23 protein-coding genes and 1 tRNA gene are annotated in these 19,568 nt (G+C 36.3%); 20 read left to right on the forward strand and 4 right to left on the reverse strand.

The window, feature by feature from the left end:
• Nucleotides 1–2 precede the first annotated feature (2 nt).
• From ABM34_RS01525 to ABM34_RS13570, 8 genes are all read left to right on the forward strand, one after another.
• Entirely contained in the window at nt 3–389 is a 387-nt protein-coding gene (locus ABM34_RS01525) for a hypothetical protein (protein ID WP_048702650.1), read from the forward strand.
• A complete protein-coding gene (locus ABM34_RS01530) occupies nt 386–682 on the forward strand; it encodes a hypothetical protein (protein WP_048702651.1) in 297 nt (98 codons plus the stop codon). Before ABM34_RS01525 ends, ABM34_RS01530 begins: the two co-directional genes overlap by 4 nt.
• Nucleotides 682–1,008: a hypothetical protein gene (locus ABM34_RS01535; protein ID WP_048702652.1), complete on the forward strand. Its 327-nt coding sequence runs from the start codon at nt 682–684 to the stop codon at nt 1,006–1,008. The genes ABM34_RS01530 and ABM34_RS01535 overlap by 1 nt, the downstream gene beginning before the upstream one ends.
• A 3-nt stretch (nt 1,009–1,011) precedes the next feature.
• Nucleotides 1,012–1,998: a peptidoglycan recognition protein family protein gene (locus ABM34_RS12900; protein WP_053084439.1), complete on the forward strand. Its 987-nt coding sequence runs from the start codon at nt 1,012–1,014 to the stop codon at nt 1,996–1,998.
• A 269-nt stretch (nt 1,999–2,267) separates the two neighbouring features.
• Complete coding sequence (locus tag ABM34_RS01545; RefSeq protein WP_048702653.1) at nt 2,268–3,428, forward strand: restriction endonuclease subunit S; 1,161 nt, start codon at nt 2,268–2,270, stop codon at nt 3,426–3,428.
• A gap of 303 nt (nt 3,429–3,731) precedes the next feature.
• The gene (locus ABM34_RS01550; RefSeq protein WP_048702654.1) at nt 3,732–4,349 is read left to right on the forward strand and encodes a restriction endonuclease subunit S; all 618 of its coding nucleotides are present in this window, start codon (nt 3,732–3,734) and stop codon (nt 4,347–4,349) included.
• A 123-nt stretch (nt 4,350–4,472) separates the two neighbouring features.
• Complete coding sequence (locus ABM34_RS01555) at nt 4,473–4,718, forward strand: GlsB/YeaQ/YmgE family stress response membrane protein (protein ID WP_029606488.1); 246 nt, start codon at nt 4,473–4,475, stop codon at nt 4,716–4,718.
• Between the two features lie 13 nt (nt 4,719–4,731).
• Nucleotides 4,732–5,082, forward strand: a complete 351-nt coding sequence (locus ABM34_RS13570) for a CsbD family protein (RefSeq protein ID WP_417924677.1) — start codon at nt 4,732–4,734, stop codon at nt 5,080–5,082.
• 512 nt (nt 5,083–5,594) lie between these two features.
• Here the strand turns inward: ABM34_RS13570 and ABM34_RS01565 are convergent.
• The 3 genes from ABM34_RS01565 to ABM34_RS01575 all read right to left on the reverse strand — a co-directional run bounded on the left by ABM34_RS01565 (nt 5,595) and on the right by ABM34_RS01575 (nt 6,619).
• Nucleotides 5,595–5,667 (reverse strand) — tRNA-Glu (locus ABM34_RS01565).
• A gap of 50 nt (nt 5,668–5,717) precedes the next feature.
• The gene (locus ABM34_RS01570) at nt 5,718–5,945 is read right to left on the reverse strand and encodes a hypothetical protein (RefSeq protein WP_048702655.1); all 228 of its coding nucleotides are present in this window, start codon (nt 5,943–5,945) and stop codon (nt 5,718–5,720) included.
• On the reverse strand, nt 5,945–6,619 hold the full coding sequence (locus ABM34_RS01575; RefSeq protein WP_048702656.1) for a CPBP family intramembrane glutamic endopeptidase: 675 nt from the start codon (nt 6,617–6,619) through the stop codon (nt 5,945–5,947). The genes ABM34_RS01570 and ABM34_RS01575 overlap by 1 nt, the downstream gene beginning before the upstream one ends.
• Nucleotides 6,620–6,719: 100 nt before the next feature.
• On the opposite strand from ABM34_RS01575, the gene ABM34_RS01580 reads away from it, so the two are divergent.
• From ABM34_RS01580 to ABM34_RS01590, 3 genes are read left to right on the forward strand one after another with little or no spacing between them, the layout of a single operon-like run.
• Nucleotides 6,720–8,447 (forward strand): ABC transporter ATP-binding protein, encoded by a 1,728-nt coding sequence (locus tag ABM34_RS01580; protein ID WP_048702657.1) that lies wholly within the window; start codon nt 6,720–6,722, stop codon nt 8,445–8,447.
• The gene (locus tag ABM34_RS01585; RefSeq protein ID WP_048702658.1) at nt 8,440–10,332 is read left to right on the forward strand and encodes an ABC transporter ATP-binding protein; all 1,893 of its coding nucleotides are present in this window, start codon (nt 8,440–8,442) and stop codon (nt 10,330–10,332) included. The genes ABM34_RS01580 and ABM34_RS01585 overlap by 8 nt, the downstream gene beginning before the upstream one ends.
• Before the next feature lie 60 nt (nt 10,333–10,392).
• Nucleotides 10,393–11,361, forward strand: a complete 969-nt coding sequence (locus tag ABM34_RS01590) for a serine hydrolase domain-containing protein (protein ID WP_048702659.1) — start codon at nt 10,393–10,395, stop codon at nt 11,359–11,361.
• A 365-nt stretch (nt 11,362–11,726) separates the two neighbouring features.
• Here ABM34_RS01590 and ABM34_RS01595 read toward each other — a convergent pair whose 3' ends face one another.
• Nucleotides 11,727–13,064 carry a Mur ligase family protein gene (locus ABM34_RS01595; RefSeq protein ID WP_048702660.1) on the reverse strand — a complete coding sequence of 446 codons (1,338 nt, stop codon included), beginning with the start codon at nt 13,062–13,064 and terminating at the stop codon, nt 11,727–11,729.
• A gap of 147 nt (nt 13,065–13,211) precedes the next feature.
• Here ABM34_RS01595 and ABM34_RS01600 point away from each other — a divergent pair, with 147 nt between their 5' ends.
• The 9 genes from ABM34_RS01600 to atpH all read left to right on the forward strand — a co-directional run bounded on the left by ABM34_RS01600 (nt 13,212) and on the right by atpH (nt 19,558).
• Nucleotides 13,212–13,793 (forward strand): thymidine kinase, encoded by a 582-nt coding sequence (locus ABM34_RS01600; protein WP_048702661.1) that lies wholly within the window; start codon nt 13,212–13,214, stop codon nt 13,791–13,793.
• 14 nt (nt 13,794–13,807) lie between these two features.
• Nucleotides 13,808–14,905, forward strand: a complete 1,098-nt coding sequence (gene prfA / locus ABM34_RS01605; protein ID WP_048702662.1) for a peptide chain release factor 1 — start codon at nt 13,808–13,810, stop codon at nt 14,903–14,905.
• Nucleotides 14,883–15,734 (forward strand): peptide chain release factor N(5)-glutamine methyltransferase, encoded by an 852-nt coding sequence (gene prmC, locus ABM34_RS01610; protein ID WP_048702663.1) that lies wholly within the window; start codon nt 14,883–14,885, stop codon nt 15,732–15,734. Before prfA ends, prmC begins: the two co-directional genes overlap by 23 nt.
• A 2-nt stretch (nt 15,735–15,736) precedes the next feature.
• Nucleotides 15,737–16,747 carry an L-threonylcarbamoyladenylate synthase gene (locus ABM34_RS01615; protein WP_048706311.1) on the forward strand — a complete coding sequence of 337 codons (1,011 nt, stop codon included), beginning with the start codon at nt 15,737–15,739 and terminating at the stop codon, nt 16,745–16,747.
• Between the two features lie 11 nt (nt 16,748–16,758).
• Nucleotides 16,759–17,388 (forward strand): uracil phosphoribosyltransferase, encoded by a 630-nt coding sequence (gene upp, locus ABM34_RS01620; RefSeq protein ID WP_048702664.1) that lies wholly within the window; start codon nt 16,759–16,761, stop codon nt 17,386–17,388.
• 90 nt (nt 17,389–17,478) lie between these two features.
• Nucleotides 17,479–18,189, forward strand: a complete 711-nt coding sequence (atpB, locus tag ABM34_RS01625) for a F0F1 ATP synthase subunit A (protein ID WP_048702665.1) — start codon at nt 17,479–17,481, stop codon at nt 18,187–18,189.
• A gap of 23 nt (nt 18,190–18,212) precedes the next feature.
• Nucleotides 18,213–18,425 (forward strand): F0F1 ATP synthase subunit C, encoded by a 213-nt coding sequence (gene atpE / locus ABM34_RS01630; protein ID WP_048702666.1) that lies wholly within the window; start codon nt 18,213–18,215, stop codon nt 18,423–18,425.
• Nucleotides 18,426–18,498: 73 nt separating this feature from the next.
• A complete protein-coding gene (atpF, locus tag ABM34_RS01635) occupies nt 18,499–19,020 on the forward strand; it encodes a F0F1 ATP synthase subunit B (RefSeq protein ID WP_048702667.1) in 522 nt (173 codons plus the stop codon).
• Nucleotides 19,007–19,558, forward strand: a complete 552-nt coding sequence (gene atpH, locus ABM34_RS01640; protein ID WP_048702668.1) for an ATP synthase F1 subunit delta — start codon at nt 19,007–19,009, stop codon at nt 19,556–19,558. Before atpF ends, atpH begins: the two co-directional genes overlap by 14 nt.
• Nucleotides 19,559–19,568: the final 10 nt, after the last annotated feature.

Below are 19,568 nucleotides of genomic sequence, written 5' to 3' on the forward strand. Positions count from 1 at the left end.
ACATGAAATACGTGCGAGAGAACAGGTTCTGGACTATCACAGGATTGGAGACTTTTATCCTAGGAATGTTGTTCGGGTTAGAAAATAATTTTATTGATCAACCTCCGCACATGCCCGTATTCGTCAAACTTGTTGATGACCCACCGTTTGCTATCGTGTTAATGATTGTGGGATTCTATGTCACACTCATATCATTGTCCAAACACTTTACGGAAGCAAACAAGGCAGTCGTTACATTTACACTTCTATTTATTTGGACCTTCTATTTCATAATCTTTTTACTACATGATATAGTTGGTTCTTTTACTATCCCCAGATACACAACTATCATCACAGGTTTCATAGTGTTGCGTGTGATGGTCGAATCCGTTTGGGGCGTATCACATTGAACGATACGCTGAAGATTATTATCTCGGCTATCGGTGGCGCTATCGTGTCGGGTGTGTTTGGTGTTTGGGGACAGAAGTTAAAGAACACTAGTTCAAATGAATCTGTATACGCTGAACACACTGATATCATGTGGGATAGATTAGATAAGATAACTGATGAACGGGACGAGTTGAAAGAACAAGTTATAAAACTAAATGCGAAAATTGATGAACAAAGTAAAATCATTGATCAACTAACAAGGCAAATGAGTGCCTTGAATAGTAAATTTCAAGATTGGGAGAGTGAAAATTAATGGATTATATTATGGGAATGAACTTGATTAACTCAGCGGAGTTAGTCATTATGGCGGTGATTGTTTACGCAATTACTCAAGCATTAAAACAAACTAAAATTAAAAATACCTACATGCCATTTATCGCAATGGCTGTGGGTATTTTTTCTGGATTGATTATTGGATTGATTTTCCACGAGCAAGAACTAGGTAAGGCTTGCCTTGCTGGTTTCCTAGTTGGTGCTTCCACAGCAGGATTATTCACTGGTATCAAAGGTGTTGCTGGTGGATATTCTACCGAGTGGAAACCAACTAAAGAACAAAAAAATCTGGATATGAAAGGATAGAATATGTTTAATCCTAATATCATTAATAAGACATACGCACTAGGCGATTACCAAGGTGATACACGGCTAGCTTCTAACCGTTTTATTATCCTCCACGAATCAGGTAATAATAACGACAAGCGAGATCCACAAGCGTTACTACATGAAGTACAGTTTATGCACAACAATTATGGCAATGCTTACGTCCAGTTTTTCGTAGGTTATATGGATAGCAAGGCTCAAGTTTACCAAATTGGTGAACCAGGCTATGTATCGTGGGGAGCGTTAACAGCCAACCCGTATGCACCCGTACAAATTGAGTTTGCAAGAACAGGAGACAAGCAACAATTTAGAGAAGCCTATCGGTTGTATGTGGAAGTAACTCGCTACTACGCTAATGCTTACGGTATCCCACTCACTCTGGATAGTGGTGGCAATGGAATCAAGACACATCAATGGGTAACTAATAATTTTGGCGGCGACCACGTTGACCCTTATCCTTACTTTGCAAGCATGGGTATCACTAAATCACAGTTAGCATATGACCTTGCAAACGGATTTGATGACGAGCCCGAACCAGAGAAGAAAGCCACTATTAATAATGTGGTGACTGTGACAGCTGACTACTTCAAAGCATTTACCACAACAAGTAGCAAAGGCGTTCCTCATATTGGGACTGATATCCTTAGTGGCACGGCATGGCAATCAGCTGATATTCTAGTACGTGATAAAAAAGCATACTTTAAAATCGGCAATGATACTTACATTCCACAGTCTGTCACTGACAAGGCGGGCAAGATTGTTATTAACTATTTAGACGGTTACGGAGTTAATGCATACAATTCTAAAGGTCAAAGCATAAAAGACAGCAACCAAGTATTTAAAGGTGGCACTTCATGGGCAACCGGTGAAGAACTATTTAAGGTACCTAACGTTGGCTGGTGCTACCAAGTATCCACAGATGAATATATCCCAGTTAAATTTCAGCAAGGTTCTGGATTCAAGGGATAAAAGGTTACAAAATAACCCCTCAAAAACATTGAGAGAATAGCCTCCAATATCTATAATGTAGATATTGGGGGCTATTTGTTTTTATATGGTATAAGTGTGCCTTTAGACCTCTTAACGGAATTATGATATCCTTGATTTGTTTAAGACGGTGACTACTAACCAAGACGAATTCGCTAGCTTGCCAGAGCTAAGGCAGTAGTTACACAAAAAGCAATCACTACGGATTTTATCATCCAAATTGCCTTAGACATTAAACCGGAGGAAAAATAATGAAGGATAAGCAAGCTAAATATCCGCAATTAAGATTTAAAGGCTTCACTGATCCTTGGGTACAGCGTTCGTTTAAGACTTTGTATAAGAAGGTCATTGAAAAAAATGATTTATCTTTTGAATCAGACCGAATAATTTCGGTAGCAAATATGTATTATAAACCTAATGATTCGAAGTCAGATGAAAAATATATGGAGACGTATAACATTTTCCGTCTAGGTGATATTGCTTTTGAAGGCCATAAAAGCAAGAACTTTGCTTATGGACGCTTCGTTGAAAATACCATAGGTGACGGAATTGTTTCTCATGTTTTTGATGTTTTTAGGCCTATATCGGAGTATGACTTGAACTATTGGAAATATTTTATTCATTATGAAGATATTATGGGACAAAAATTGAGAATGTCTACTACAAAAGCGACTATGATGAATAATTTGGTCTCTAAGGATTTTTTGAAGCAATCAGTTTTAGTTCCTAACTTAGATGAACAACAAAAAATCGGCACCTTCTTCAAACAACTTGACCACCTCATCACCCTTCATCAGCGTAAGTTAGCTAAGCTTAAGGAACTTAAACAGGGCTATTTGCAGAAACTGTTCCCTAAAAATGGTAGCAAGTTCCCACGATTAAGATTTGCAGGGTTTGCTGACGCTTGGGAACAGCGTAAGTTAGGAGATATTACTAAAATAAGCACCGGGAAATTAGATGCAAATGCAATGGTTGAAAATGGCAAGTATGATTTTTATACTTCTGGAATTAAAAAATATAGGATCGATGTAGCAGCGTTTGAAGGACCGTCCATTACAATTGCAGGTAATGGAGCAACAGTTGGATACATGCATTTAGCGGATAATAAGTTCAATGCCTATCAACGAACTTATGTGCTCCAAGAGTTTCTAGTAGATAGAAGTTTTATATTTTCAGAAATTGGAAATAAGCTGCCTAAAAAAATAAAACAGGAAGCTCGTACAGGAAATATTCCGTACATTGTTATGGACATGTTGACTGAACTGAAACTATCGATTCCTCAGAATAATTCAGAGCAACAAAAAATAGGTTCATTCTTTAAACAGCTAGATGACACTATCGATCTTCATCAGCGTAAGCTTGAAAAACTCCAAGAACTTAAAAAAGGGTATCTACAAAAGATGTTTGTTTAGGGGCTATAACTATCAAATAACCCCTCAAAAACTTGGGTAAATTAGTTTGATTTTGTTGTCGCCAACGGCGACTTCTGATACAGATTTTTAATGGGTCTAAAACAACATAGAATAAATTCTATGTGTAAGTGCGCCTTTAGCACCTTTAACGGAATTATGATATCCTTGATTTGTTTAAGACGGTGACTACTAACCAAGACGAATTCGCTAGCTTGCCAGAGCTAAGGCAGTAGTTACACAAAAAGCAATCACTACGGATTTTATCATCCAAATTGCCTTAGACATTAAACCGGAGGAAAAATAATGAAGGATAAGCAAGCTAAATATCCGCAATTAAGATTTAAAGGCTTCACTGATCCTTGGGTACAGCGTAAGTTGGGAGAAGTCGCAGATATTATCGGTGGTGGAACTCCAAGCACTAATGTTTCTGAATACTGGAACGGTGATATTGATTGGTACTCACCCGTTGAAATCGGTAACCAGATTTATATCGATGAAAGTCAAAAAAAGATCACTGGACTTGGTTTACAAAAAAGTTCAGCTCATATATTACCAGTGGGAACAGTGCTCTTTACATCACGTGCAGGTATTGGAAACACTGCTATTCTTGCAAAAGAAGGGTGTACTAATCAAGGCTTTCAATCAATTGTTCCATACAAAGACTTGCTTAATAGCTATTTTATATTTTCTCGAACTTCTGAATTAAAACATTACGGTGAAATAAATGGTGCTGGATCGACATTTATAGAAGTATCAGGTAAACAAATGGCTAAGATGCCTATCTCAGTACCAAGTATTGAAGAACAACAAAAGATCGGTACCTTCTTCAAACAACTTGATGACACTATTACCCTTCATCAACGTAAGTTGGACTTGCTTAAGAAACAGAAAAAAGGCTTTTTACAAAATATGTTTGTATAGGGTCTATAAATAAAATAATACCCACATCTATTAATTTAGATGTGGGCTTTTTTTGTGTATAATTTGCAAAAATAGTCTCAATATATTAGCATCTAAGTTATAAATATAAAAAGGAGTGATTTTATGCATTGGTTATGGGTTCTAATAGTAGGTGCAGTTATTGGTGCAATCGCTGGCGCAGTTACCAATAGAGGAGAATCTATGGGGTGGATTGCTAACATAATAGCTGGTATTGTGGGATCCTTCATTGGTGAAGGAATATTAGGATCATGGGGTCCGCAACTTGCAGGAATGGCAATCGTTCCATCGTTGATTGGAGCAATCATTCTTGTATTGATTGTATCCTTCGTAGTAAGAAAAAAAGCTTGAGGAGGATCATATCATGGGTATATTAAAGAATGTTTTTGCTTTCATGGCTGTTAGTACATTGATCGTCGGAGGTGTACTTATAGGAGGAACTATTGTTGCTGCTAAAGGTATTGATAAAGCTGGCGATGAATTGCAAAAAAAAGGTTCATTAAGAATATATTCAAAAGGAGATGTTAATATGAGTACTGATAGCAAAAAAGATATGATTAAAGGAAAAACTAATGAGACAGTTGGAAAAGCAACTGACGATGATAAGAAAGAGCTAAAAGGTAAGATTCAAGAAAAGGTTGGACAAGCCAAAGAAAAAACCGACAATATTGTTGATAAGGTTGCTGAAAAAATTAACAAGAAGTCTGAAAAGTAATATTGAATTAACCATATCTATTAATTTAGGTGTGGTTTTTTATTGGATATAAATTAAAGTATGTGTTATTGTGTAAACACAAAAAAGCAGATGCGGGGGCTCAATCCCACATCTGCCGCACTGCTGACTAATGAATAAAAATTGCGATTAATAACTCGGCAATGATAGCTATGCCAAGTGTGAACAGCTCGAATCCATGTGTAACAAAAAATTGTATTAAGTTTTGAATGTTTCGTATCTCTTGACTACAACGCTCAGTAGTCTTGCCCATTTCAGAAGCCTAACTTGTCATGTGCCGTTGTCAAGCCGGGCTTTTTTTATTTGAACAATTATAAAAAACCACATCTATTAATTTAGGTGTGGGTCTTTTTTTTGCGTGATTTGTGTGACACTTGTGTGACAACTATATAAAAATCTAGAATGCTTTAGAATATGCAAAAAATAAAAAAGCCGTAAACTCAACGTTTACAGCCCTTTTATAAAAATGAAAATGTTATAAAATACTTAAAATATCACCCGTATGGGAATCGAACCCATAACTCCACCTTGAGAGGGTGGCGTCTTAAACCATTTGACCAACGGGCAATCAAACAATACTCGTTTATTTTACCTTGAAAGGTTGATAAGTGTCAATATTATTTTTGGCCATTTTTTAACTTGATTTTAAGTATGGATAAATATACTAAGTAAATGACATAAATTATCGTAATAAATACTGCCGCCAAAGCGATATACTCGAAGATTATCCAGTGAGTTACCATTCCGGTTGCTAGCAAGACAATGCTTAAGATGGCATAAACTAAGATGTTTCGGATTGTGTTATTGAATGAAGTATTTAATTCTTTTTTTTGATTATTATCCATTAGATGGCCAGCACGATTGATAAGAAATTATTTAAGAAATGAACTGTTATATCAGCTTTAATATTTTTAGTTCTATAATATACGACTGCAAGCAAGATACCCAAAAGTATTTTTGAAAGTGCATATATCCAATCCATGTTATGAGAAAATGGAGCGTGAGCAAATCCAAAGACAACTCCACTAATTAACATAGAAATAATTGGTCGATTACTGAAGAACCAGTTCATCATGATTCCTCTAAATAAAATTTCTTCAAAAATTGGTGAAATAACTAAGACTGAAAATACTAATAATATTTTGCTATTTTGTCCCAGGGTAGTTAAAGCATCCACGTTTGAATTTTGTGCGTGCATAAAAGGTAGCAGTCCATAATTGATTGCTAATGCAGCCAAGATTCCAATGATTATGGTGATCCAAGTTTTTGTAGAGAAAGATTTAGTTTCAAATTTTTGGGCGCGCTTGAAGACCAAATACAGTATTGCACCAGCGACTGCCATTAATATAAGTGAAATTATGGGAGCTATTTTTAGATAAGCCTCATAATTTTTCCCTAACATAGATTTTGTAAAAGTTAATATTGATAATGGAATTTGCTCTACAATAAATAGCATGATAAAGGCTATAATATGAAATAGACTTGTAAATGGTTGAGGTTGAATATTTTTATTAGTCAATGAGTGTCCACCTTATTTGTTCTATTAATATAGAATTTTATCGCAATAAGTGATTTAATACTAGAATGGCCTTTTAGGTCTTCGAAAAGGGAGTGAATGAATGTTTAAGATAGTTCGAGGACGTCTAAATATTTGGCAAGTAACGGGTTCGATTTTATTTATGATCGTTCAAGTTGTTGTCTCACTATATTTGCCTAGTATCACATCTGATATCGTTAACAATGGTATCGCAAAAGGACAAACCGGATACATTGTGCAAGCTGGTATAAAAATGATTTTTATTTCTATATTAACTGTACTTGCTTCGATTGGAAATGTGTACTTGGCCTCCAAAGCCTCACAAGGTTTGGGACAAAAATTACGTTCTGATTTATTTAGAAAAGTTTTATTCTTCTCACATGATGAATTTGACGCTTTTGACACATCATCATTAACAACCAGAACTACTAATGATGTTATGCAGATTCAAAATGTTATTGTCATGATGCTGAGAATGATGATTATGGCACCAATTATGTTAGTTGGTGCTGGGGTCATGGCTTATCAAAAGAATGCCGAAATGACAAAAATCTTCATTATTGTTATTCCTGCTTTAGTTATTGTTGTTGGTACAGTTATGTACTTTGCTGTTCCACTTTTCAAAGCTATGCAGAAAAAGACAGATAGATTGAACTTGATTTTCCGTGAAGGATTAACAGGTGTCCGTGTCATAAGAGCTTTCAGACAAGATAGCTTTGAACAAAATCGTTTTAAGGGTGCTAATGATGATTACACTAACAATGCTATCAAAGTTTATACAATTGTTGCAATGATGGTTCCATTTGTTACGTTGATCATGAGTGGTACCAACATTGGTATTACTTGGTTAGGATCACATTATATTGCACAACAAACTATGCAAGTGGGTAATTTGATTGCCTTCATGACATATGCAATGCAAATATTGATGAGTTTTATGATTCTATCATTAATATTTGTTTTGATTCCACGTGCTTCAGCTTCAGCTGCACGTATCCAAGAAGTTTTCAGTAAAGAAAGCCAAATTGATACAGTTGCCAAACCTGCAAAAATCAAAGGTGATGCATCGCTTGAATTTAATGATGTTAACTTTAGATATTTGGGCGCTGAAAAGCTAGCTTTGACTAACATCAATTTTAAGATGGAAAAAGGTCAAACACTTGCTATCATTGGTGGTACTGGTTCAGGTAAGAGTACTTTGATTAATTTGATTCCAAGATTCTACGATTCAGAAACCGGTACCGTAAGAATTAATGGAACTGACGTCAAAGCCTTGAACACTGAGGATATTAATCGCCAAGTATCTATGGTTCCTCAGAAAGCTGTTTTATTCAAAGGAACAATCAAGAGCAATATGCTTTATGGTAAGGCAGATGCTACTGACGATGAAATATGGCATGCACTTGAAGTTGCTCAAGCAGACGGATTTGTCAAAGAGCTTGAAGGACAACTGGACGCTGAAGTTGAGCAAGATGGGGATAACTTCTCTGGTGGTCAAAAACAACGTTTGGCTATCGCTCGTGCTTTGGTTAAAGACGCATCAGTTTATGTCTTCGATGATTCTTTCTCAGCTCTTGATTTCAAGACTGACTTAAACTTACGTACAGCTCTTAAGGCTGATGAAAAAATTCAAGAAAGTGTCGTTGTTATTGTTGGTCAACGTATTTCGACAGTTGCCGATGCAGACGATATTTTAGTTCTTGATAATGGTAATATGGTAGGTCTTGGTACTCATGATGAGTTAAAGGAAAATAACAAGACTTATCAAGAAATTATTGAGTCTCAGATAAGGGAGGCAAATAATGGCTAAAGACAAAGAAACTACTACTGAGTCTCCAAAAATGGGACCAGGCGGTCATGGACATGGTCCTGCTGGTGCGGGTCCAAAACCTGACAAGCCAAAGAATTTCTGGAAAACTGTTCGACGATTAGCTTCATATATGTCAGCTTATATTTGGGGCGTTATTATTGTATTGATTTTGGCAATATTGTCATCATTATTCTCTGTTATGACTCCTAAGGTGCTTGGTCAAGCAACTACTGAAATCTACAAAGGTTTTATGAAAGGTGTTGCTGAACAAAAGGCTGGTATTAAGGTTGATCAGTTCCCAATTGATTTTGATAAAATTAAACAGATTATTTTAATTGTATTCTTGATGTATCTTGCATCAGCTCTATTTAGTTTTATTCAACAGTTCGTAATGACACGTATCTCGCAGCGTACTGTTTATAAGTTAAGACGTGACTTAAAATCAAAAATGAGACGTTTGCCGATCAGTTATTATGACGAACATTCAAATGGTGATATTATGTCGCGTGCAATTAATGATATGGATAACATCGCGGGTACTTTGCAACAAAGTGTCACGCAGATTGTTACTAGTACGGTAACTTTCTTCGGTGTTCTCTGGATGATGCTAACAATTAGTTGGCAACTGACATTGATTGCCTTAGCAACAATTCCACTAAGTTTAGTCGTCGTTGGATTTGTCGCACCTTCATCACAAAAATTCTTTGCTAGACAACAAAAGTCACTAGGTTTGTTAAATAACCAAGTTGAAGAAAATTATGCTGGACATGTTGTTGTTAAGAGTTTCAATCATGAAAAAGAAGCTCTTGCAAAGTTTGACGCCGAAAATGCTACCTTATACAAGGTATCATGGAAAGCTCAATTGATCTCAGGAATAATTATGCCATTGATGACATTAATCAATAATCTGGGTTATGTCTTTATTGCAATGGTTGGTGGTATTCAAGTTGCCAATGGTGGTATTGCATTAGGTAATATTCAAGCATTCTTGCAATACATGAATCAATTTTCACAACCAATTACGCAATTAGCTAACTTGGCAAACACAATTCAAGCTACAGTTGCTTCTGCTGAACGTATTTTTGAAGTAATTGATGAGCCTGAAATGAATAATGATTCAGTTGATGTACCTGATATTGATACTGACAAGAAAGTTATTTTGGATCACATGGACTTCGGTTATGAAGGTAAACCATTGTTGATGCAAGATTACAATTTGGAAGTTAAACCAGGTGAAATGATTGCTATCGTTGGACCAACTGGAGCAGGTAAGACAACCGTCATCAACTTGCTCGAACGTTTCTACGATGTCAAAGGTGGTTCGATTAAATTGGATGGCCGTGACATTAGAAATATGAGTCGAGAAGATGTCAGAAGTCACTATGCAATGGTTCTCCAAGATACATGGCTATTTACTGGAACAATCTATGATAACTTGAAATATAGTAATCAAGATGCTTCCGAAGAAGAAATCTATGCTGCAGCTAAAGCAGCCCATGTGGATGCGTTTGTGCGTCAATTACCAGATGGATATGACACAGTTCTTAATGAGGAAGCTTCAAATATTTCTCAAGGACAACGTCAATTGATTACAATTGCTCGTGCGTTTGTAGCTGATCCAGAGATTCTTATCCTTGATGAAGCTACATCATCTGTTGATACCAGAACTGAAGTCCACATTCAGCATGCCATGGAACGACTTCTTCAAAATAGAACTAGTTTCGTTGTTGCCCACAGACTTTCGACCATTCGTGACGCTGATAAAATTATCGTTATGAATGAAGGCTCGATTGTTGAAACTGGTAACCATGACGAATTGATGGCTAAGAACGGATTCTACGCCGATCTTTACAACAGTCAATTCGCAGGTAATGTTGCAATTTAAATAAATTGGTATAATTTAAGACATGCAGTGCATGTCTTTTTTTGTTGGAGAAAATTAATAATGAAAAAATTTGAAGAAACAGATGCTCAAATTAGAAATTTGGTGAATAAACAAGTAGTACCAGGAGTAAGCTATGGATTCATTGACGGACAGTCAATTGAAACAAATTATATTGGAGACAAATCATGGCAACCCCAAAAAGAATGTTTACAAGGGGATGAATTATATGACTTAGCATCTCTGACCAAGATAATGGGAACAGTCCCACTAATTTTGAAATTGATGGATGAACAAAAATTGAAATTACATGATCCAGTTGACAAATATCTACCAGAGTTCAAAGATCACAGAGTCGAAATTTTTCACCTATTAACTCATACGTCCGGCATTGATGGTTATATTCCAAACAGAGATCAGTTGAATTCTGATGAGTTAATAAAAGCGTTATTGAACCTACCAGTCACAGGTGCGTTTGATAAAAAAGTTAAATACACAGATACAGGAATGATTCTATTAGGGTTAATCATTGAGAAAATTTATAAGCAGCCAGTGCAAAAAGCCATTGAGCAACAAATATTAGACCCATGGGAACTGCAAGACACAACGTTTGACCCAGTAGAGAGCCGCTGTACGCCAACTTACAAAGTAAATGGACAAATACTAACAGGAATTCCAAACGACCCCAAAGCCAGACAATTAGGCCAACATTGTGGATCAGCAGGAATGTTCTCCAATCTAGCAGATACAATGAAATTTGCAAAAATAATGTTAACGACAAAATACCAACCATTATATAAAAACTACACAAATCTAACACCAGGACGCTCACTAGGCTGGGACATCAAACCAGATGAAACAGGTCACATCCTATTTCACACCGGCTACACAGGTCATTTTATAGCCCTAGACAGCAAAAGCCAGACAGCAATGGTAGTGCTAACCAACCGAGTACATCCAAAAGAACATAACCAAATTTTTCTAGAAAGAAGAGAAACAATACTAAATTCATTTCTTGAAGATGATAAATAAAATACCCAATTTAAGCTCAACAAAAAAGGGACAAATCCATTCCAAAAGAATAGATTTGTCCCTTTCAATTCCTATATCGATAATAACTTCATTTGAATTATTTTAAGATCTTGACTTACAAGAAAAGAAATAGTGCACGCATAGTTGAGGGGAATTTCAAATCAAGTAGTAAACTAGTTCAGTCCGCAGGTAAGTTCCGATGGGGGCCAAGCCGTGGCATTGTTCTTAGCGAGCCAAAGGGCTCGTTTAGAACAAAACCGAGTTTCAAGACTTCAGTGGTCTTGTGAAGGCTTGAAATCGTGTTCACAGCGACCACGCCCCAGCGGAACTTAACGGAGGACGGCATCGAACGCAAACCCCAAAGTCTACTTGATATAGTTTTGATCACTGAGCGTTTTTCTCAATGATATCATCGCAGTATAAGTAGCCAAAACATAAATCTTCTCAGTAGGAATAGAAGGCAACTGCTTAACAAAATCCTCAATCTCAACAGTTTCAACATTTTTGTCCATATTTAGACCAGCAATCTTGAAACGATAAGTAACATCTTTGACACGCTTGCCACCAGTGATTACCAGTGGAAGCTTGTCGAAGTTGAAGTCTTCGAAATTAGCATCCCAAATCCAACTTGTGTCGATACCATCAGCGTAATTTGCATTCAATAAGAAAGCTAGACTGTAGTCAGATTTGTCACTGAGAATGGTTTCAATGACTTGATTTAAACCAACAGGATTTTTAACTAGAATGATGTTCACATCTTTGTCGCCAACCTTAATTGTTTCTTGACGACCGAAAACTTTTTCGTCATACGAGAAAGCTTTAGCAATTTGTTCCTTTGTTATTCCAAGTTCTGAGGCAATAGCGTAGGCCGCCAGAGCATTATAAATATTGTATTTACCACCTATATTCATTTCAAACTTGTTATTGTCGATTTCAAATTCTGTTTTATTAGGCAACAGGGTTGAAATATCGGTAACTTGATAAGTTAATTTGTTACGTTTAAATCCACAGTTAGGACAGAAATAACTACCAAGGTTAGCATAAGAAATATTGTGATAATGCAAAATGTGATTACATTTAGGACAAAGAACACCATCTGTATTGGTTGGGGCTTTAATATCAATATCTTCCGAACCTTTGTCAGTAAAACCATAATAAACAACCTTATTAGGTAATTCTTTTGATGAAAAAATAGCTGCATCACCGTTAGCAATGATGGTTGCATCAGGGGCTAGTTTGATACCATTTAAGATTTTCTGATAGGTAGTATAAATTTCACCATAGCGATCCATCTGGTCACGGAAAATGTTTGTTAGGACAAAATATTTTGGCTTGATGTATCGACAAATAATTTCAACATTTGCTTCATCAACTTCCAGAACTGCAAGAGGCTTCTTGCTAGTTTTATGATGGGTAATGAAACTTGTTACAATACCTTGAATCATGTTTGAACCTGTTGGGTTCGTGAGTACATCGTCATACTTTTGGACCAACATTTTGTTGATCAATGAAGTGGTTAAAGTTTTACCATTGGTACCTGTGACAATAATCAATTCATAATTCTTGCCAATAGTAGCGAGAATATCGGGATCGATTTTGTAAGCAATTTTTCCAGGGTATGAAGAACCACCGTTGAAAAGTTTACTCAAAATAAAATAGGAAGTTTTTCCCGTTAATGTTGCGAAACTAGATATAAGTGTCATTAGTGAACCTCAGTTTATTTATTAAAAATATATTAGCATATATATAGTATATTTTAGACGATTTTGACCTCAATTTACAGAAAGTTAGTGTTAATTAACGTTTGTTTTGGGTATAATCTTCAAGGACATATTTTTGGAGGCGTAAATTTGGCTCAATTATTTTTTAAATTTGGTGCTATGAACAGTGGCAAGTCAATAGAAATATTGAAGGTTGCTCATAACTACAAAGAACAGGGTAAATCAGTTATCTTGATGACTAGTGTGCTAGATACTAGATCTGGAGAAGGTAAGATTTCGAGTCGAATTGGTCTGTCAGCAGATGCGATTGCTTTAAAACATGATTCAAATCTTTATGATATTGTTAAAGATGTGAATACAGATGCAGCATGTATCTTGATTGATGAATGTCAATTTTTGACTAAACAACAAGTTATTCAAGCAACGAAAGTTGTTGATGATTTAGGTATACCAGTAATGGCTTTTGGTCTTAAAAATGATTTTCGTAATGAATTATTTGATGGATCGAAGTATTTACTACTATATGCTGATAAACTAGAAGAAATGAAAACTATCTGCTGGTTCTGCAAAAAAAAGGCTACAATGAATATGCGTATGCATGATGGACAACCAGTCTATGAAGGAGATCAAATTGCAATTGGTGGAAATGAAGCTTACTACCCAGTTTGCCGTCGCCATTACAATCATCCTCCAATGGTAAAAGATAACTAGAAAGGATTCTTAAAGTGGATAAAATTTTTGATCAACTTGAAGGACTTTTGGATAGATACAGCGAATTACAAGAATTAATGAGTGATCCAGAAGTTATCAACGATACTAAACGATATATGAAATTATCTAAGGAAGAAGCCGACATGAGAGATGTCGTTGCTGCTTTCAAGAAATATAAAGAATTAAAACAAAGCATTAGTGATAGTGATGAAATTCTTCGTGAAACTGACGATGCTGAAATGCAAGCTTTGGCAAAAGACGAATTGAATGAATCAAAAGCAGAACTTGAAAAAGTTGAGCACGATATCACTATTTTAATGTTGCCCAAGGATCCTAATGATGACAAAAATATCATTATGGAAATTCGTGGTGCTGCTGGTGGAGATGAAGCCAGTTTGTTTGCTGCAGACTTGTTGGGAATGTATTCTAAATATGCTGAAAAACAAGGCTGGAGTTTTGAAATCATCGACCAGAATGCGACTGAGGTCGGTGGATATAAGGACGTTGCCGTTATGATTACTGGTAACCGAGTTTATTCAAAGCTTAAGTATGAAAATGGAGCTCATCGTGTTCAAAGAGTTCCATCAACAGAATCAGCTGGCCGTGTTCACACTTCAACAGCTACTGTTGCAATTATGCCTGAGTATGATGAGGTTGAATTAGATCTTGATCCTAAAGACATTCGTGTCGATGTTTATCGTTCATCAGGTGCCGGTGGTCAACATATTAATAAAACTTCATCTGCTGTACGTATGACTCACTTGCCAACTGGGATCGTTGTTGCAATGCAGGATCAACGTTCACAACAACAAAATCGTGAGAAAGCTATGCAAATTTTGCGTTCACGTGTATATGATTATTATGAATCAGAAAACCAAAGTGAGTATGATGAACAACGTAAATCAGCTGTTGGTACGGGTGACCGATCAGAGCGTATTCGTACTTATAATTACCCGCAAAACCGAGTAACAGATCACCGTATTGGACTTTCTTTAAACAAGTTGGATCGGATTATGAATGGTGAGCTCGATGAAATCATCGATGCACTAGTTGTTTTTGATCAAACTAAGAAGTTGGAGCAAATTCAAAATGGAGAGACTAAGTTATTCTAATGCCCTTGATAGGGCTTTTTTATTGCTGAAAGAAAAAAATAAGTTCCCTGAAGATGCTGAGTACTTGATGGAAGAGTTGTCAGGCTTCAATTATACGCAGCTACAATTACATCGAAATGATCCTGTCCCAGGTAGGGTTTTACATAGATTTAGAGATGGGTTGATTCGATTGAGTAATGATGAGCCTGTTCAATATATACTAGGTCATGCATATTTCATGGGTCGTGATTTCACCGTGAATTCTGACGTCTTGATTCCTAGACAAGAGACTGAAGAGATGGTTCAGAAAATTATTGACGACCATCCAAATATGCAAGAAGCTATATTGGATGTTGGGACCGGTTCAGGAGCGATTGCAGTATCGTTAGGAATTAATTTCTCAAAAGATGAAATATTAGCTAGTGATATTTCTGAGGGTGCGTTGAAGGTTGCTCAATTGAACGCTGATAACTATCAAACCAATAATGTTTATTTTCAGCAAAGTGATATTTTTGATGATATTAAACCTCAACGGTTCAACATCATTGTTTCAAACCCACCATATATTGCCTATTCAGAAAAAGATGTTATGGATGAAAGTGTAAAAAAATTTGAACCAGATTTAGCTTTATACGGTAAAAATGATGGATTAGACTTTTATGAGAGAATTTCAAAGTCGGCAGCTAATTACTTATATGAAGATGGAATTTTGTATATGGAGTTCGGATATCGACAAAAAAATGAAGTTCAACAAATTTTTAATAAAAACATGCCTGAATATGCGGTAGAATTCTATAAGGATATTAGTGGAAATTATCGATATTTAAAAGCATTTAGAAAGAAGGTGTAATGTTGGAAACTGTCATTTTAAAAGATGACCAAATATCGACTGCAGCAAATTTTTTGGCAGATGGTCAATTAGTAGCTTTTCCGACCGAAACTGTTTATGGTTTAGGTGCTGACGCTACTCGTCCGGATATTGTCAAAAATGTTTATGCGGCAAAGGGACGGCCAAGTGATAATCCGTTGATTGTACATGTAGATGGGCCTGATATGGTTTGGCAATATGCAGATAATAAGTATCAGGACATTGCAGGTAAATTAATGAAACAATTTTGGCCAGGTCCATTGACAATTATTATGCCTATTCAACCTGGAAAGCTTTCTCCAGAAGTGACCGGGGGTTTAAAAACTGCCGCATTCAGAATGCCCAATAATCGAGCTACTTTAGATTTGATTAAAACATTTGGTAAACCAATAGTTGGACCTTCTGCAAACACTAGTGGTAAACCAAGTCCAACTGAGGCTAAACACGTTTATCATGATTTAAAGGGTAAAATTGCTGCAATTTTAGACGATGGTCCAACGGTAATAGGCGTTGAATCCACTGTCATTGATTTGTCAGTTGATGTGCCAACTATTTTGCGTCCGGGAATGATTACTGAATCTCAGCTAACTGAAGTGTTAGGTGAAGTGAGAAGTGATCATCATAAAGTCACCCAAGAAGAAATTCCCAAGGCACCAGGGATGAAATACAAACACTATGCACCAAATGCTCAGGTTGTTATCATTGATAATGTTGATGACTTTACCAATGCGATTAATGAGTATAGTAAAGAAACCAAGAATATAGGGATACTTGCGACCGACTCAGTTTTGAAAACAATTCCAGATAACTTAGAAAAATTTTCTTTGGGGGATGATGTTATTTCAGCTTCTAAACATCTATTCGCTGGACTGAGAGAATTGGACAACGATAAAGTAGAATTTATCCTTGCTCAAGGATTTCCTCAAGAAGGCAGTGGAGAAGCTTATGGAAACCGTTTGAATAAATCTGCTGGTCAAAAACATTTTAAAATTTAAGGAGAAATATAATGTCAAAATTTCAAGTACTAAATCACCCATTAATTCAACACAAACTTACAATTATCAGAAGTAAACACACTGGAACAAAAGTTTTCCGTGAAGTTGCCAATGAGATTGCCGAACTTATGGTTTATGAAATTACCCGCGACTTACCTTTAGCAGATGTAGAAGTTGAAACACCAATGGGTAAGTCAACTCAAAAGATGATTGCCGGAAAGAAATTGGCTGTTATTCCTATCTTAAGAGCTGGTTTAGGAATGGTTGATGGTGTTCTTCAACTTATTCCAGCTGCAAAGGTTGGACATATTGGTATGTATCGTGATGAGAAGACATTGAAGCCACATGAATATTTTGTAAAATTGCCTTCTGATATCGATCAACGTGATTTGTTCATAGTTGATCCAATGCTCGCTACTGGTGGTTCTGCCAATATGGCAATTGAAGCACTCAAAAAGCGTGGAGCAAAACACATGCGTTTGGTTGTTTTAGTTGCAGCACCTGAAGGAGTTAAAGCAGTTCAAGAAGAACATCCTGATGTTGATATCTACGCTGCATCACTTGATGAAAAGCTTACAGATAGTGGTTACATTTTCCCTGGTCTTGGTGATGCAGGTGACAGATTATTTGGTACAAAATAAATAATTCACTATTTAAATAAACTTTTTATAGTGTTATTATTTTTGAAGTATCAATGTGTATTTCAATAAGGAAAGAAAGGGGGGTTATTATTGGATGATAAATATAAGTTCTTTGACCTCTTTGGACTTCGGTTCAACGTTGCAAATTGCTTATCTGCAATAATTGCGGCAGTACTTGTTTTCATATTGGTATACTCGTTATCGAGAAAAGTCAGTATGAGACCGGGTAAAGCCCAAAATGTTTTGGAATGGATGATCGATTTTACAAATAGTATTGTTAAATCAGCCTTTCCGGATGGTTCCGGTAAGAGATTCAACCTTTATGCATTTGTTTTATTTCTTTTCATCTTTGTTTCGAACCAACTTGGCTTGATCTTCCAAATTAAAGTTGGCGGATATAGTTACGTTAAGTCACCAACGGCCAATCCGATTGTTACGATGTCTCTAGCATTGATTTCGTTGCTACTTGCACATTATTTCTCAGTCAAGAAATTCGGATTTGGTGGTTACTTAGGTAATTTTGCAAGACCGGTTGCGTTTTTAACACCAGTTAACCTTCTAGAGGAGTTTACTAACTTTCTAACGTTGTCACTCCGTCTTTACGGTAATATTTTCGCTGGTGAAGTACTTCTTGCTCTTATTGGAACTGTTGCTAAGAGCTTTGGTGCAGTATCATTCGTGGTAGCAATACCAGTTGAAATGATCTGGCAAGGGTTCTCAGTATTTATTGGAGCCATCCAAGCGTATGTATTTACCACTTTATCAATGGTTTATATTTCACGTAAAATGACAAAAGAATAACTTTTATTGGAGGATTTTAAATTATGAAAGAAATCGCCGCAGCTATTGCAGCTGGTTTAGCAGCTTTTGGTGCATCAATTGGTAACGGACTTGTTATCTCAAAAACACTTGAAGGTATGGCACGTCAACCCGAAGTATCTGGTCAATTAAGAGGTACTATGTTTATTGGTGTTGGTCTAATTGAAGCTGTTCCTATCATTGCTATTGCTATAGCATTCGTTATTCTTTTCGTATAATACATACACTCAATTTGGCGATAAATTATAAATCGCCTTTTTATGTTTTATAGGAAAGGAAGGAGTTGAGAATATGGCAGGTATTTTAGTACTTGGAGCAGGTAAATTAGCTTTAGGTGACATGCTTTTTATTCTTATTTCTTTTATCTTATTAACGCTAGCAGTTAAGAAGTACGCTTGGGGTCCCGTTACAAAAATGATGGATGCCCGTTCAGATAAAATCACTGGTGATTTGGATTATGCTGATCAAGAACGTGCTCGTGCTGATAAACTAGCCAAAGAGCGTGAAGAAGCACTTAAAAATTCACGTGCAGAAGCTATTGAGATTGTTAACAAAGCAAAGGAAAATGGAGACGATCAAAAGAAATCCATTGTTGCTCAAGCTCATAGTGATGCTGAAGGTGTAAGACAAAAAGCTAAGACTGATGCTGAAAAAGCTAAGCAAGACGCCATGTCAGAAGCACAAAATGACATTGCAAACTTGTCATTAGAAATTGCCTCAAAGGTTATTTCTAAAGAGCTTAACGCTGACGATCAAAAGTCGCTGATCGACTCTTATATTAAGGAGTTGACTCCAAACAATGAAACTAAGTAAATTTCAAGTAGGGAAGCGTTATAGCAAGGCACTTTATGAAGTCGCTGATGAGCAAAACTCATTAGATGAAGTTCTTGAAGATCTTAAAGCCTTGAAGACTGTTTATGTTGAAAACCCATCTTTGAGTTTGGCATTAGCAGGACGTCAGATTTCCCGCGATGATAAATTAAAAATTATGAAAACATTGAGTTCTCAATTTGGAGAACTGATGCAAGATTTTATGTCAATGTTGCTTGATCGTGGTCGTCTAGATTGCGTCGAGGAAATTGCTGATGAATTCATCAAAAAATGTGATGATGCTCACGGTATTGTTGAAGTTACTGTAACTTCGACCATTGAGTTGAGTGCTGAACAAACGGACAAATTAGAGTCCGTCGTTGAAAAACGTTTTTCAGTCAATCAAGTAAATTTAACAAAAATAGTAGATCCTTCGATCATCGGTGGTGTCATTATCCGTGTTGGGGATCAAGTTATCGATGGAAGTGTGCTCAAGAAGTATACAAACATCAAGAATTTGCTATTAGTTAACAATAAGTAGAGGTGAAAAG

The sequence above is a fragment of the Companilactobacillus ginsenosidimutans genome, from assembly GCF_001050475.1.
Classification (GTDB): domain Bacteria; phylum Bacillota; class Bacilli; order Lactobacillales; family Lactobacillaceae; genus Companilactobacillus; species Companilactobacillus ginsenosidimutans.